Source organism: Burkholderia sp. BCC1977 (assembly GCF_905339595.1).
Taxonomy (GTDB): Bacteria; Pseudomonadota; Gammaproteobacteria; order Burkholderiales; family Burkholderiaceae; genus Burkholderia.
Genome location: NZ_CAJPGQ010000010.1, coordinates 81,740 through 96,276, shown reverse-complemented (window position 1 = coordinate 96,276; position 14,537 = coordinate 81,740). Strand labels below are relative to the sequence as shown.

General features: G+C 67.7%; 16 protein-coding genes. 10 read left to right on the top strand and 6 right to left on the bottom strand.

Going from position 1 to position 14,537, the window contains the following annotated elements; translation table 11 throughout:
• Positions 1–25: 25 nt before the first annotated feature.
• Together U5771_RS11340 and U5771_RS11335 are read right to left on the bottom strand one after the other, a co-directional pair.
• Positions 26–1,591: a DUF1302 domain-containing protein gene (locus U5771_RS11340; RefSeq protein ID WP_322024047.1), complete on the bottom strand. Its 1,566-nt coding sequence runs from the start codon at positions 1,589–1,591 to the stop codon at positions 26–28.
• A gap of 149 nt (positions 1,592–1,740) precedes the next feature.
• Complete coding sequence (locus tag U5771_RS11335; protein ID WP_322024046.1) at positions 1,741–2,520, bottom strand: SDR family oxidoreductase; 780 nt, start codon at positions 2,518–2,520, stop codon at positions 1,741–1,743.
• Positions 2,521–2,658: 138 nt separating this feature from the next.
• Here U5771_RS11335 and U5771_RS11330 point away from each other — a divergent pair, with 138 nt between their 5' ends.
• The 6 genes from U5771_RS11330 to U5771_RS11305 all read left to right on the top strand — a co-directional run bounded on the left by U5771_RS11330 (position 2,659) and on the right by U5771_RS11305 (position 6,985).
• Entirely contained in the window at positions 2,659–3,504 is an 846-nt protein-coding gene (locus U5771_RS11330) for an alpha/beta fold hydrolase (protein ID WP_322024045.1), read from the top strand.
• Between the two features lie 62 nt (positions 3,505–3,566).
• Entirely contained in the window at positions 3,567–4,355 is a 789-nt protein-coding gene (locus U5771_RS11325; RefSeq protein ID WP_322024044.1) for an SDR family NAD(P)-dependent oxidoreductase, read from the top strand.
• Positions 4,356–4,393: 38 nt separating this feature from the next.
• Complete coding sequence (locus tag U5771_RS11320) at positions 4,394–5,143, top strand: electron transfer flavoprotein subunit beta/FixA family protein (protein WP_322024043.1); 750 nt, start codon at positions 4,394–4,396, stop codon at positions 5,141–5,143.
• Positions 5,144–5,159: 16 nt separating this feature from the next.
• On the top strand, positions 5,160–6,110 hold the full coding sequence (locus U5771_RS11315) for an electron transfer flavoprotein subunit alpha/FixB family protein (protein WP_322024042.1): 951 nt from the start codon (positions 5,160–5,162) through the stop codon (positions 6,108–6,110).
• Between the two features lie 3 nt (positions 6,111–6,113).
• Positions 6,114–6,641: a transferase hexapeptide repeat family protein gene (locus tag U5771_RS11310; protein WP_322024041.1), complete on the top strand. Its 528-nt coding sequence runs from the start codon at positions 6,114–6,116 to the stop codon at positions 6,639–6,641.
• A 95-nt stretch (positions 6,642–6,736) separates the two neighbouring features.
• Complete coding sequence (locus U5771_RS11305) at positions 6,737–6,985, top strand: hypothetical protein (RefSeq protein WP_322024040.1); 249 nt, start codon at positions 6,737–6,739, stop codon at positions 6,983–6,985.
• A gap of 388 nt (positions 6,986–7,373) precedes the next feature.
• Here the strand turns inward: U5771_RS11305 and U5771_RS11300 are convergent, their stop codons facing one another.
• Entirely contained in the window at positions 7,374–8,537 is a 1,164-nt protein-coding gene (locus tag U5771_RS11300; RefSeq protein WP_322024039.1) for an MFS transporter, read from the bottom strand.
• Between the two features lie 280 nt (positions 8,538–8,817).
• Here U5771_RS11300 and U5771_RS11295 point away from each other — a divergent pair, with 280 nt between their 5' ends.
• Genes U5771_RS11295 through U5771_RS11285 form a run of 3 tightly spaced genes read left to right on the top strand, consistent with a single transcriptional unit; the run spans position 8,818 to position 10,643 of the window.
• On the top strand, positions 8,818–9,462 hold the full coding sequence (locus U5771_RS11295) for a DUF1326 domain-containing protein (protein ID WP_322024124.1): 645 nt from the start codon (positions 8,818–8,820) through the stop codon (positions 9,460–9,462).
• Positions 9,459–10,250, top strand: coding sequence for a DUF2182 domain-containing protein (locus tag U5771_RS11290; protein ID WP_322024038.1), 792 nt, complete (start codon positions 9,459–9,461; stop codon positions 10,248–10,250). The genes U5771_RS11295 and U5771_RS11290 overlap by 4 nt, the downstream gene beginning before the upstream one ends.
• 39 nt (positions 10,251–10,289) lie before the next feature.
• A complete protein-coding gene (locus U5771_RS11285) occupies positions 10,290–10,643 on the top strand; it encodes a copper-binding protein (RefSeq protein WP_322024037.1) in 354 nt (117 codons plus the stop codon).
• 35 nt (positions 10,644–10,678) lie between these two features.
• Here the strand turns inward: U5771_RS11285 and U5771_RS11280 are convergent, their stop codons facing one another.
• Positions 10,679–11,089: a VOC family protein gene (locus U5771_RS11280; RefSeq protein ID WP_322024036.1), complete on the bottom strand. Its 411-nt coding sequence runs from the start codon at positions 11,087–11,089 to the stop codon at positions 10,679–10,681.
• A 63-nt stretch (positions 11,090–11,152) separates the two neighbouring features.
• Positions 11,153–11,614 carry an Lrp/AsnC family transcriptional regulator gene (locus tag U5771_RS11275; RefSeq protein WP_322024035.1) on the bottom strand — a complete coding sequence of 154 codons (462 nt, stop codon included), beginning with the start codon at positions 11,612–11,614 and terminating at the stop codon, positions 11,153–11,155.
• Positions 11,615–11,728: 114 nt separating this feature from the next.
• Here U5771_RS11275 and U5771_RS11270 point away from each other — a divergent pair, with 114 nt between their 5' ends.
• The gene (locus U5771_RS11270) at positions 11,729–12,367 is read left to right on the top strand and encodes a LysE/ArgO family amino acid transporter (protein WP_322024034.1); all 639 of its coding nucleotides are present in this window, start codon (positions 11,729–11,731) and stop codon (positions 12,365–12,367) included.
• Between the two features lie 118 nt (positions 12,368–12,485).
• Here the strand turns inward: U5771_RS11270 and U5771_RS11265 are convergent, their stop codons facing one another.
• Positions 12,486–14,414, bottom strand: a complete 1,929-nt coding sequence (locus tag U5771_RS11265; RefSeq protein WP_322024033.1) for a TonB-dependent receptor domain-containing protein — start codon at positions 14,412–14,414, stop codon at positions 12,486–12,488.
• Positions 14,415–14,537: the final 123 nt, after the last annotated feature.

Sequence of the window (14,537 nt, the reverse complement as noted above, 5' to 3'; positions counted from 1 at the left end):
GCTGAGTGACGAGCGGCCGGGCCGCTCAGAAGTGGTAGGTCGCCGTGGCCAGCACGTAGTCGCGATCCGCCAGCGGATGCGTGGCCGGGTTGGGCGAACCGAGGAACTTGGCGTAGACGAGCGACAGCTGCAGGTTGCTCAGGCGCGTGAACGTCACGCCGGCCGTCACGCGGTGATCGCCCTGGCCCGTCAGCGAGCCGAGCGCGCCGGCGAGCGGCGACGTGCCGGCCAGGTCGTGCGTGTAGGTCAGCGGCACGTCGAGATCCCAGCCGTTGAACACGTTCTTGTAGCTGAGCGTCCACGCGATCTCCAGCGCGAGCGCGTTGCGCGAATTGGCGAGCGTCGTCGAGCCGTCGAGCTCGGAGATGCTGCCCGCGTGCACGTACGTCAGTTCGCCGATCAGCGACTGCGAGTTCGCGAGGAAGCTCGGGCCGATCGAATAGATGCCGGACAGGTTGGTCTGCAGCACGTTCGCGCGCGTCGACTGCGGGCCGGTCGGCGTGTTGACGAGCACGGCGGCGCCCTGGCGATACGACACTTCGCCCGCGACGTTCACCGGGCCGACCTGCGTCGAGAAGCTCGCGCCGGTCAGCTTGATGTTGCTGAAATACTTCTGCTGGTACTGGAGCGTCGGGAAGTAGGTCGTGACGACGCTCGGGTTCATGTCGTTGTAATGCAGGTGATACAGGCCGAGCTCGGTGTCGCCCAGCACGCGGACGCGTGCGCCGATACCCCACTGGTTGTGCGCGCTCGGCTTGTCGTCGGCCCCGCGCGGAATGATCATCCCGCCCGGGCCGATGATGAACTGCGCGCCCGGACCGACCACGTCCGAATAGCTCCAGTACGTGCCCGGCGCGGTCAGGCGGTTCTGCTGGAACGAGAACTGGTAGTAGCCGAGCAGGCTGAAGTTCGGCGTGATCTGCCATTGCGTCGAGATCTGCGGCACCGGCAGCAGGATGTCCTTCACCTGGGCGCCCGCGACATAGGACTTGGTGGCATCGGCCGGGCCTTGCGCGCCCGCGATGTTCGGGAAGAACAGGCTTTCGCCCCACGCGACCACCTGGTCGCCGACCTTGACGTTCAGGCTCGTCGCGCCGATCTTGAAGGTGTTGTAGGCGTAGGCGGCGAGCAGCGTCGTGTGGCCGCCCGACCAGTAGCGCGCGTCGCTCGTGAAGTTGTTGTACTGGCCCGACTGGTTCACGGTGCCCGGCGCGTCGTTGTAGTTCGGGCGGTGATAGGCCTGGTCGTAGAACGTACTCGCGCGGACGAACACGCCCCAGTCGTCGTGCTTCAGGTTCACTTCGCCGAGCAGGCTGACCTGGTTCTCGATCAGCTTGTTCTTCGCGAAGTTGCGGTCGCCGTCGTCGCCGTTGATGTTCGCGGGCGTCAGCAGATTGCCGCTCGGCGCACGCGTGCGCATGCCGAGGCCGTAACTCAGCGTGAACGTGTAGTCCAGCGTCGTGTCGGCGCCAAGCTCGATCGTGCTGCCGGCGTGCGCGGCGGGAACGGCGCACGTCAGCAGCGCGGCGGCCAGCGTCGACAGCGTGGCGGTGGCCCGCTTGTCGGTACGGCGCGAAATCCGTTGATGCATGGTGTCTCCTCTGGGGGTATCGACGACGGTCGACTGTGGTTGTCGTGAGAGGCAGAGTAGGGAGATCGCGGTAGCAGGGAATCGTCAAAATGAACTAGATGACTTCCCTAGGACTGGAAACGATCGGGTCGCGCCGCGCGCGTGACGCGTCAGCCTGCTTCCGTGTGTGCCGCCGACAAGAACGCGGGCCGTTCGCCGCCGCCGTCGAGCCGCAGGTTCGCGCCCGACGTGTACGACGCGCCGGGCGACGCGAGGAACAGGCACGCCGACGCGACGTCGTCGGGCGTCGCGAGCCGTCCGGCCGGAATCGTCGCGCGGATCGCGTCGAGCGCGGCGTCGTCGCCGTAGTGGCCTTCGGTCGCGGATTCCGTCTGCACCAGGCTCGGGCTGATCGCGCACACGCGCACGCGCGGCGCCCACTCGACCGCGAGCGACGTGACCGCGTTGACGAGGCCGGCCTTCGCCGCGCCGTAGGCCGCGGTGCCGGGCGACGGCCGCGACGCGCTGACGCTCGCGATGAACAGCATCACGCCGCCGTGCGGCTGCGGCTGCATGATCGCGTTCACGCGCTGCGCGAGCTGCAGCGGCGCGATCAGGTTCAGCCGCACGATCGATTCGGTGAAGCGCGGCGACGCGTCGGCCGCGAGCACGAACGGCGAGCCGCCCGCGTTGTTGACCAGCACGTCGAGACCGCCGGTGGCGTCGCGGATCGTCGCGAGCATCGCGTCGACCTGCTCGATGTCGCGCAGGTCGGCCGCGATGAAGCTGGCCATGCGGCCGCCGGCCGAAGGCGGCGTGTCGGGCGCGCTGCGCCCGCACACGAACACGCGTGCGCCCGCCGCGAGAAAGCTCTCGGCGATGCGCCGCCCGATGCCCTTGGTGCCGCCCGTCACGAGCACCGTCTTGCCGCTGTAGTCGAATCCGTTCATCGTCTGCCTCCGTTTCGGTGGCCCGATGATAGGAACAAGTGCGCGCGGCTTCGTAGTCTGAAAGGATGATGCCGGCCGGCGCCGGCGGCGCAATCATCGTGGCAGGCATCCATCGACCGACGAAGGAGACATCCCGCGATGACGACCCCAACGACGCCGCCGGCCGGCATCTTCACCGACGTACCGGGCGGCCTGCGCCTGCATCATTTCGAGGCGGGCGAAGGCCGGCCGGTGGTGTTCATCCACGGCAGCGGCCCGGGCGCCAGCGGTTTCAGCAACTTCAAGCACAACGTCCCCGCGTTCGCGGCGGCCGGCCATCGCGCGATCGTCGTCGACCTGCCGGGCTACGGGCAGTCGTCGAAGCCGTCCGACGTCGCCTACACGCTCGATTTCTTCGTCGGCGCGCTGCACGCGCAGCTGTCCGCGCTCGGCGTCGGGCCGGCCGTGCTGCTCGGCAACTCGCTCGGCGGCGCGATCGCGCTGAAATACGCGCTCGATTACCCCGACGCGGTCGACGGGCTGATCATGATGGCGCCGGGCGGCGTCGAGGATCGCGACACCTATTTCCGGATGGAAGGGATCCAGCGGATGGTGAAGCTGTTCACCAATCGCCAGATGAATGACGACACCATGCGCGAGCTGCTGACGCTGCTGGTGCACGATCCCGCGATCGTCACCGACGCACTCGTCGCCGAGCGGATGAAGGTATGCGTCGAGCAGCCGACCGAAGTGCTGTCGACGATGAGCGTGCCGAACCTGACGGGCGCGCTCGGCGACCTGCGCTGCCCGGTGCTCGGTTTCTGGGGCACGGACGACCGCTTCAATCCGGTCGGCGGCGCGCTGACGTTCCTCGAACGCTGCCGCGACGCGCGCTTCGTGCTGCTGAACCGCTGCGGCCACTGGGTCATGGTGGAGCACGCGGCCTATTTCAACCGCGAATGCCTTGATTTCCTGGCGGCGCCTGCCGCGACCGCCGTACGATAACGCCGGATCCCCTTGACGACCGGCCCCTTCGCGGCCGGTCCGCCCGATTACACGGAGACACCATGAAACTCATCGAAGAGCTGTTCGACCTGCGCGGCAAGGTGGCCGCGATCACCGGCGGCGCGCGCGGCATCGGCGCGGAAACGGCCCGCACGCTGGCCGCGGCCGGCGCGAGCGTCGCGATCCTCGACGTGCTGTCGCAGCCGGCGGAGGAACTCGTCGAAGCGATCCGCGCGCAAGGCGGCCAGGCCGCATGCTGGTCGCTCGATGTGACGCACGAGGCCGACGTCGCGCGCGTGTTCGGCGAGATCGTCGCGCGCTTCGGGCGCCTCGACGTGCTCGTGAACAACGCGGGCATCGAAGGGCACAACGTGCCGACCCATGAACTCACGCTCGCGCAATGGCAGCGCGTGCAGGACGTGAACGTCAACGGCGTGTTCCTGTGCACGCGCGCCGCGATTCCGCACATCGAGGCGGCCGGCGGTGGCTCGATCGTGAACCTGTCGTCGATGTACGGGATCGTCGGCGGCCCCGACGTGCCCGCGTATCACGCGTCGAAGGCCGCGGTGCGGATGATGGCGAAGGTCGACGCAATGCTCTACGCGGCGAAGAACATCCGCGCGAACTCGGTGCATCCGGGCTACATCCGCACGCCGATGCTCGAGGACGCGTTCCGCCAGATGGGCCAGGATCCGGACCGCGCGTTCGAATACATGCAGACGCACGTGCCGATGGCGAAGATCGGCAGCCCGCGCGACATCGCCGCCGGCATCCTGTATCTCGTGTCGCCGGCCGGGCGCTACGTGACGGGCGCGGAGCTGGTGATCGACGGCGGATACACCGCGCGCTGACGCGCCGCGGCGGTCGAAACGAAACAGGAGACAGGCAGTTGAAAGCGCTCGTGGCAGTGAAGCGCGTGGTCGACGCGAACGTGAAGGTCGGCGTGAAGTCCGACCGCACCGGCGTCGACATCGCGAACGTGAAGATGTCGATGAACCCGTTCGACGAAATCGCGGTGGAAGAAGCGGTGCGCCTGAAGGAAGCGGGCGTGGCGACCGAAGTGATCGCGGTGTCGGTCGGTGTGACGCAAGCGCAGGAAACGCTGCGCACGGCGCTGGCGATCGGCGCGGATCGCGCGATCCTGGTCGAGTCGAACGACAGCGTCGAGCCGCTGGCCGTCGCGAAGATCCTGAAGGCGCTGGTCGACAAGGAGCAGCCGCAGCTGGTGATCCTCGGCAAGCAGGCGATCGACGACGATTCGAACCAGACGGGCCAGATGCTCGCCGCGCTGGCCGGGTTGCCGCAGGCGACGTTCGCGTCGAAGGTCACGATCGCCGACGGCCGTGCGACGGTCGCGCGTGAAGTCGACGGCGGCGCGGAAACGCTGTCGCTTCGACTGCCCGCGGTCATCACCACCGATCTGCGCCTGAACGAGCCGCGTTACGTGACGCTGCCGAACATCATGAAGGCGAAGAAGAAGCCGCTGGAAACCGTCAGGCCCGGCGATCTCGGCGTGGACGTGGCGCCGCGCCTGAAGGTGCTCAGCGTGAACGAGCCGCCCAGGCGCGCGGCCGGCGTGAAGGTGCCGGACGTGCAGACGCTGGTCGACAAGCTCAAGACCGAAGCCAAGGTGCTGTAACAGGGAGCGCACGGACATGACGATTCTGGTAATTGCCGAGCACGATGCTGCGTCGGCGGGCGGCGCTTCGCCGCTCAAGGCCGCGACGTTGAATGCGGTGGCGGCGGCGCAAGCCATTGGCGGCGACATTCACGTGCTGGTCGCGGGCCACGACGCGCAAGCGGCAGCCAATGCGGCAGCGAAGATCGCGGGGGTGTCGAAGGTGCTGCTGGCCGACGCGCCGCAGCTGGCGGCCGGCCTCGCCGAGAACGTCGAAGCGACGGTGCTGACCATCGCGTCGAACTACTCGCACATCCTCGCGGCGGCGACCGTCTGCGGCAAGAACATCGCGCCGCGCATCGCCGCGAAGCTGGACGTCGCGCAGATCTCGGACATCACGGCGGTCGTTTCAGCCGATACGTTCGAGCGCCCGATCTATGCAGGCAACGCGATCGCGACGGTGCAGTCGGGCGATCCGGTCAAGGTCATCACGGTGCGTGCGACGGGTTTCGATCCGGTTGCGGCGGACGGCGGCAACGCGTCGATCGACCGGATCGACGCGGCGGCGGACGCAGGGATATCGCAGTTCATCAGCCGGGAGGTGACGAAACTCGAGCGCCCCGAACTCACCAGCGCAAGCATCGTCGTGTCGGGCGGCCGCGGTCTCGGCAGCGGCGAGAACTTCGCGTCGGTGCTGGCGCCGCTGGCCGACAAGTTGCAGGCCGCACTCGGCGCTTCGCGCGCCGCAGTCGACGCCGGCTACGTGCCGAACGACTACCAGGTCGGCCAGACCGGCAAGATCGTCGCGCCGCAGTTGTACATCGCGGTCGGCATCTCGGGCGCGATCCAGCATCTGGCCGGGATGAAGGATTCGAAGGTGATCGTCGCGATCAACAAGGATCCGGACGCGCCGATCTTCAGCGTGGCCGACTACGGCCTCGTCGGCGACCTGTTCACGCTCGTGCCCGAAGCGGCCGCGGTGCTCTGAGCGATGCCGCTGTTCGAATTCAACGGCATGCGCCCGCGCGTCGATCCGTCCGCGTACGTGCATCCGGGCGCGGTCCTGATCGGCGACGTGACGATCGGCGCGGCCTGCTACATCGGCCTGCATGCGAGCCTGCGCGGCGACTTCGGCGCGATCGTCGTCGGCGACGGCAGCAACGTGCAGGACGGCTGCGTGCTGCACGTCGGCATCGGCGAGACCTGCCGGCTCGGCGTGAACAGCCACGTCGGCCATGGCGCGATCGTGCACGGCGCGACGCTCGAGCCGGACACGATGATCGGGATGAACGCGGTCGTGATGGACGGCGCGACGATCGGCGCGACCACGATCGTCGCCGCCTGCGCGTTCGTGAAGGCCGGTTACGACGTGCCGCGCGGCGTGCTGCTCGCGGGCGTGCCGGGGCACGTGGTGCGGCGGCTGAGCGATGCGGAGATCAGCGCGAAGGCGAACGGCACGCGGCTCTATCAGCAGCTCGCGGCGGATTGCCTGAAGACGCTCCGGCAGATCGACGCGTAAGCCGCCATCCGGGCGGGCAGGGCTGCGACGGATAGCCGGCAGGGTTGCCGTTGCCGTAAGATCGGCCTCGGATTTCCCATCGGCTTGCGCGTCATATGAAAAAGAACATACGGTTGCGGCTCGCAATCATTACGTCGGCGTTTGCCGTCTACAACGTCTATATGCATTTCCAGCAGCTTGTCAGCGGCTGCATGTGGGTCAGGGGGCATCAGCGCTGCAGCTTCGAGAACAGCGGAAATTTCGAGGGGTTGATGGATCTCGACCTGATGATCACCTGTTGCTGGGTTGCCTCGGCCGTGATGTGCTGGGTTGCCGTCGTGCAGTCGGCAAGAAAACCGGAATAGCGCCGGCGTCCGCCGCCGTCATTCGGTTTTAATCTGAAAACAGGCTTGCCGAGATCGCTTTTCGTAATCTCGAGACATTCGAGCCGTCGAACCGGCGAGCCCTTCAGGACATGATATTTCCCGTACGACGACTGCGTGACGGCCGAGTCACCCCAAACGACCGTGTCGATGATCGGAACATCGGCGGGATTCGATGCACATCCCGAAACAAGCAGGCCGGAATTCAGGGTGGCGGGAACGATTCTTGTCATTATTTGCAAACCCCGACTCGGGAGAGACGGTCGATGCTGGCACCGGTCCTCGAACGTATTCGGCGCCGATCGTCGCGCCGGAAATCGGCCTGACGGCACCGGATAGTCAGCGGGGCAACGCGCTCACCGGATCAGGCCTATTGCGTACGCACCGGCGCCGGCCGGTCGTGCAGGAACGCGAGCGACAGCGCCGCGAGCCCGCAGCTCGCGATCAGCATCAGCAGCGCCCCCTTGCCGGCGTGCACCATCACCCAGCCGCCGACCGACGGAAAGCCGAACGTGCCGATGAAATACGACGCGACGAACCACGTGAGCACGCCGTGCCGGTGCGTATCCGCGCAGTCGTTGAGCGCCTGCGCCTGGATGACCGGATACACGAGCCCGTAGCCGGCGCCGAGCAGCACGGCCGCGACCGACTGGAACGACGCGTGCGCGGACGCGCCGAACATCGCAAGCGCCCCGAGCAGCATCATCACGAGCAACCCCTTGGTCGCGGCTTCGGGGCGCGCCATCCTGACCCATCGTCCGAGCAGCCAGCGCGCGGCCACCACCGTCATCGTGTAAAGGCTGAAGAATGCGGCGGGCCGCGCCTGCGGCCCTTGCACGAACGACATCTGGAACGTCATCAGGCCGGAGAACACGCAGGTGCCGAGCGCGATCATCACGATCGGCACGGCCGCGCGCGTGCGCGAGATGGCGGGGAGATCGCGCACCCAGCGGCCGCCGGCCGCGGCGGCGGCCGGGCGCGGACACTGGCGGCCGAAGGCCTCCAGCAGCAGCGACCCGAGCGCGCACAGGGCGCCGACCGCATAAAGCGTGTCGCCGATCGACCAGTGGAGCAGGCGCATCGCATACGCGGCGAACGCCGGGGATGCGCCGATCCCCGTCATCTGGAAGGTCGCCGACCGGAAGAACCACACGTTTCGCGCGGCGCCGCTGGTGCGCTCGGCGAGCGCCATCGGCGCAGCCAGGTGAAACGCGCCCCAGCCGAAGCCGACCAGGAAGCCGGACGGCAGGTCGGCCGCCGGCGCGCGCCCGAGGAGCGCGAAGCCGACGATGCCGGCGCCGATGCACAGCGACGCCAGCGCGGCGATCCGCGCGGCGCCGATCTGCTGCGAGAACCAGCCGACCGCCGACAGGCCGGCGAAGGTGCCGACGGTCGCGGCGGCCAGGGCCGCGCCGGTATCGAGATCGCTGCCGCCGATCGCGCGAAAGCGCATCGACAGCAGGAAGGTGGCGCCGTAGCCGCCTGCGGTGAGCAGGGTGCCGACGAGAAAGAGCAACGCACTTTGAACGCGCATGACAGCCATCCGGGGCGGCGGCGACGGTCGGGGGAATCGTCGATTGCGAGACAGTATGGACCCGGACCGATGCGCGATGCCCGCATTTGCGATGACGCGGCCATGCTGCCGGCTTTTGTCGGACCTGGCTCGAACGCGATCGACCGGATGCACCGACCGAACGCACGGTTTCGCGCCGCGCTGGCGGCTTTTTTTTCGCGCTTTCGCACGCCTTTGCTTTCCCCGGTGCGGTGCACTAGATTCGAAACACGATGTGCCAGCGAACGCGCGAGGTGAAGCCATGACGCCGTGGGAGATTCAGGGAACCGAGCTGATCAATTGCAATTGCTCATACGGTTGCCCTTGCCAGTTCAATTCGTTGCCGACGCATGGCAATTGCGAAGCGATGGGTGCGATTTCGATCGACAGCGGCCACTACGGCGACGTGGTGCTCGACGGCGTCCGGATCGCGGTCGTGTTCCAGTGGCCGGGTCCGATTCACGAAGGCCATGGCCGGTGCCAGCCGATCGTCGACGAGCGCGCGAGCCCCGCGCAGTGCGAGGCCGTGCTGAAGATCATGACCGGTCAGGATACCGATCCATTCGCGACCATGTTCGCCGTGTTCGCGTCGACGCTCGAGCAGGCCTACGATCCGATCTTCGCGAAGATCGATTTCGACGTCGATGTCGATGCGCGACGCGGCCGGATCAGCGTCGAGGGCGTGTTCGACGTCGTCGGCGAACCGATCCTCAATCCGGTGACGGGCGCCGAACATCGCGTGCGGATCGACCTGCCCAACGGCTTCGAATACGAGCTGGCGGAGATCGGTTCAGGCACCGGCCGGTCGCGCGGGCACATCGAGCTGGATCTCGAGCGGAGCTACGCGCAGTTCGCGCGGCTGCACCTGAACAACCACGGGCTGATCCGGCATCGCGTCGCGGCATGATCACCGTCGACGAGTTGCTCGGGCGCGAGCGCGTCGTCACGCTGTTCGGCATGGTCGCGCTCGTCGGCGCGTGCTGGGCCTACCTGTGGACGGGGGCCGGCACCGGCATGTCGGCGCTGGACATGACGGCGGTCGCGCTGTTCCCGCATCGGCTGGCCGACGACATGGGCGTCATGGCGCCGTCGCTGGCGACCGTGATCCTGATGTGGTGGGTGATGATGATCGCGATGATGACGCCCGGCGCGGCGCCGCTCGTGCTGCTGTATCGGCGCGTGCTGCGGCATCGCGAGCAGGACCGTGCCGGGTCGGCATTCACGTCGATGAGCCTGCTGGCCGGCTATCTGGCCGCATGGTTCGCGTTCTCGGTCGGCGCGGCCGTGCTGCAGATGCTGCTGCAACCTGCCGGCCTGATCTCCGGGATGATGCTGTGGTCGAAGAGCGCCGTGCTGTCCGCGATCGTCCTCGCGCTGGCCGGCGTCTATCAATTCTCGCCGCTGAAACGGGCGTGTCTGCGGCAATGCCGGTCGCCGGTCCGCTTTCTCTCGACGTACTGGCGCCCGGGAGTCACGGGCAGTTTCCTGCTCGGCGTCCGGCACGGCGCGTATTGCGTGGGCTGTTGCTGGCTGCTGATGACGCTGCTGTTCGTCGGCGGCGTGATGAACGTCGTGTGGATCGTCGCGTTGTCGCTGTTCGTGCTGATCGAAAAGGTGCTGCCGGGCGGCGAGCGCATCGGCCGCGCGCTGGGTGTCGTGCTGATCGCGTGGGCGGTCGCGACGTTGCTGGTGTAACGCGCGCATGGGTCATCGGCTACACCCGGGAGACGTTCGATGAAGCGCCGGTGCATCACCATCGCCATCGCCGCACTCGGCGCGATGGCCGTCGTTGCGACGCCGGTGCGCGCGGCCGGCGGCATGTCCGACATGAACATGGGCGACATGAAGATGTCGGCGCCGGATGCGGCGCTGACCGAAGCGGAAGTCAAGCAGATCGATGCAGAGCACGGGATGGTGACGCTGAAGCACGGCGCGCTCGAGAACGTCGGGATGGCGCCGATGACGATGGCGTTCAAGGCCGGCGACGCGGCGATGATCGCGTCGCTGCACGTGGGCGACAAGGTCAAGGTTCGGGTCGAGCGCGTGAACGGTGCGCTGACGATCGTGACGCTCGTGCAACGCCGGTAACGGCCGCGCAAGCGACCGCTGTCCGGTCGCCAGTGCTAACCCGGCCCATCACCGGAATCGCGGTCGGTTTCCGCGAAATTCAACTCGACGCCGTTGCCGGCCGGGTCGGTCAAAAACAGCTGGAGCTGCCTCGTGAGCGGCACGTACGTGCGCGAGTACCGGACCTGCGCGTCGGCCAGACGCCGCTCCATGTCGGCGGCGTTCTCGCATGAAAACGCCACATGGTCGAACGTATTGACGACGTGCGCCGGCCGCACGTCGCCGGGCCGCGCTTCCGACAGATGGAGGATCGCCTGTGCCCCCGCGTAGAGCCAGTAGCCGCTGCTCTGGAACGGCGGCCGATAGCCCGGTTCGAGGCCCACGACGTCCACGTAGAAATCGCGCAGCGTATCGAGCATCGCCCGATCCGCGCGCAGGTTGTAATGATTGAGTCCGATCACTGACATGGCAGGTTGTCCGGTTCGTGCAAGGTGCGCATGGCACAGCATCGCGCAGCGCGGGGCATCCTGTCACCCCCGAACGCCCTTGAGCGCCGCGGCCGGACGAGCGAGCCCGCGCGCCGGCAGCGGCGTCGACATCACGATCGACGTGCGCGTTTCGCCATACAGGTTGATGCGCTCGATCAGTTGCTCGAGGTGCGCCATGCTGACGGCGACGAACCGCATCACGTAGGAATCCGCCCCGGTCACGTGATGGCACTCGACCACTTCGGGAATCGTCTCCAGCAGCTTCAGGAATTTCGCTTTCGCGGGCTGCGGCACCGTGATGCCGATCAGCGCGCTCACCGGGTAGCCGGCCGCGGCCGGATTGACCCGCGCCGTATAGCCGTCGATCACGCCGGCCGATTCGAGGCGCTTCACGCGTTCCGTGACCGCCGGCACCGACAGGTGAACCTGGCGCGCCAGCTCCGTGTAGCTGATGCGGCCGTTGGCCTGCAGCAGCGCGAGTACCTTCCAGTCGAGTTCGTCCATTGCGGCGGAGTTTTTAAGGTGAAGCGCTCATTTTTCCTTAAAAACCGCCTTCAGCGGCGACCGGACTTTCCCTACGATGCGAATCATGTCATTGCATGTCGCAAGGAGCCGGCCATGCTGTTCATCAAGTCCGTCGTGATGGGATTGTCGATCGCGGTGCCGGTCGGCCCGATCGGCATGCTCTGCATCCAGCGCAGCCTGAGCCGCGGCTTTCACGCGGGGTTCGCGACGGGCATCGGCGCCGCGTGCGCCGATGCGATCTACGGGCTGCTCGGCGCGCTGGGCGTCGCCGGCATCGTGACCGCGTTCCCGGTGCTGACCGTCGCGCTGAAAATCGGCGGCGGCGTGTTCCTCGTGTGGCTGGCCGCGTCCATCGTGCGGCAGGCGCCGGCCGCGTCGGCCACGGTGCGCGACGTGCCGCGCACGACCGTGCTGCGCGATTTTCTGACGACCTTCGGCCTCACGCTGTCGAACCCGATGACGATCCTGTCGTTTGTCGGGATCTTCGCGGCGCTCGGCCCGCTGGCGGGCACGCATGAAGGCGCGATGGGGCCGACCGTGGCGCTGATGGTCGCCGGCGTGTTCGTGGGTTCCGCGACGTGGTGGCTGTGCCTGAGCAGCGCGACCGCCGCGTTGCGCACGAAGATGTCGCTGACGTTCATGCACGGGCTGTCGCGCGTATCGGCCGTCGTGATCGCGGGGTTCGGCGCGATCCAGTTGATCGCGGGCGTGCGGGGCGTCGCAGGGGCCTGACGCGTATCGCGGTGCGAGCGAACGCGCCCGCGCGCTCGCGGCCGGCGACATCCGGTACCCGCGCACCCGTTCGCATCGACACCCGCGAACATGGGCGCCGATGCACCGGCCACCCCGCTCAGAACGTATAGCTGACCTTGCCGAACGCGGTGCGGCCGAGCGTGTTGTAGCCGTATGCGGTCATGTACTGGCGGTCGAACAGGTTCGACAGCGTCGCCGACACCGTCAGGTGCGCATTGATCCTGTACGACGCGCGCAGGTTCACGCTCAGGTACGACGGCAGGTACGTCGTGTTGGCCGGGTCGTCGAACGTCGTGCCGCCGTAGCTCAGCGTCGCGCCCGTGCTCAGTGCGTGCAGATGGAATTCGTCCCACGTGTGGTCGACGTTCACGCTGACGGTCTGGCGCGGCCGGCGGTTGAGCCAGCTGTCGTTGGTCTCGTCCTGCGGATTCAGGATCCCGATCGCGACGCTCACCGGCGTCGAGGGGCCGATCGTGCCCTTGTACGACAGGTCGATGCCGCGGATATGCGCACGGCCGATGTTCATCGGCGAGAACGTCGCGGGGTTGTACGCGATCAGGTTGTTGACGCGCGTGTCGTAGATCGCGGCGCTGAACGTGCCGTACGCGGTGTTCGCGTCGAGCGCGGCCTCGACCGAATCGCTGCGTTCCGGATTCAGGTTCGGGTTGCCGTAACCGGGGTAGTACAGGTCGTTGAACGACGGCAGGCGGAACGCGTTGCCGTACGACACGCGCGCCGTATAGACCGGCGTGATCGCCCACGACAGCGCCGCGTTGCCGGTGTTCACGGCCTTCCCGGCGATGATCTCGTGACGGCCCGCGACGAACAGCGTCACGCTGCCGAGCGTCGCCGACTGATGCAGCGAGAACGCGGAATCGTTGCGCGTCGGCACGCCGTCCGGCACGTCGACCGGCAGGAACGCCTGTTCGCGCGTGAAGTCGTACGCGACCTTCGTCTCGCCCGACAGCGGCAGGCCGAACAGGTGGAAGCCGTGCTCTTGATGGGTCAGCGACGTCGACGAGCTGATGCGCTGCGAGTTGATCTGGTCGGTCGGAATCGTCGGGTCGCTCGCGTACAGGAACTGACGATCGTTCGCATAACCGAACGACTGGTCGAACTGCGTGTCGGGCGTGAGATCGAGATGGAACGCGATGCCCGTGGTCAGCTGATGATCGAGCTCGCGGTTCGCAAAGCCGGCGTTGTCATAGGACAGGTCGGAGCGGTGGTACAGCGCGAACGTCGAGATCGACCAGTTGTCGCGCGCATAGCCGAGGCGCGCGTCGAGATCCTGCGCGTGATACGGATTGCGGCCGTCTTCGTGGCCGTACGCGAACGGCCGCGTCGCGTCGATGCCGGCCGTGTTGTAGTCGTGCAGGCCGAGCGTGTAGGTGAGGCCGCCGAGCGCGGCCAGCGGCCCGGTCGACGGCACGGTGCCCGACGTGCGCAGTTGCGTGTCGAAGGTCTTGTTCGAGCCGCCGCCGAACGACACGGTGGTCTGGTTCGGCTGGCCGGCGGCGCGGCGCGTGAACAGCTGCACGACGCCGCCCATCGCGTTCGCGCCGAACGACGCGGCAGCCGGCCCCGAAATCACCTCGACGCGCTCGAACGCGTCGGTCGGCAGGTCGGCCCACGGCGCGATGCCGGTGGTCGGCGAGCCGATCCGGATGCCGTCGATGAACACCGCGACCTGGCTGGCCGACGAGCCGCGGATGCTGACCGACGCGGACGAGCCCGGGCCGCCGTTCTGCGAGACGGTCACGCCCGGCAGCGTCGCGAGCGCCTGCGTGATGCTCGGGTCGCTCGGCGACAGCCGGTCGAGATCGGCGCGCGTGAGCACCTGCGTCGTTGCATAGCGCTGGTCGAACGACTCGGGCAGGTGCCGCGTGTCGGTCACGCTGATCGTCGGGAGGTCGGCGCCGTCGGCGGGTTGGGGCGGCTGCGCGGGCGCCGTGTCGCCGGCGGCGTGGGCGATCGGGGAGAGCAGCGCCGTGGTGGCGGACGTGGCGAGAAGGTGGCGAAGATTCATGGGGCAGCGAGCGTGATGGTGTTGCAGGTACGGCGAGCGTAAGCGGGTGGCGGTGCGTACCGCCTGGTTAGGGTGGGTCTATCGCGAGGCCGGGCGGCGTGGGCGGTAGTCGCGCGGGGCGGA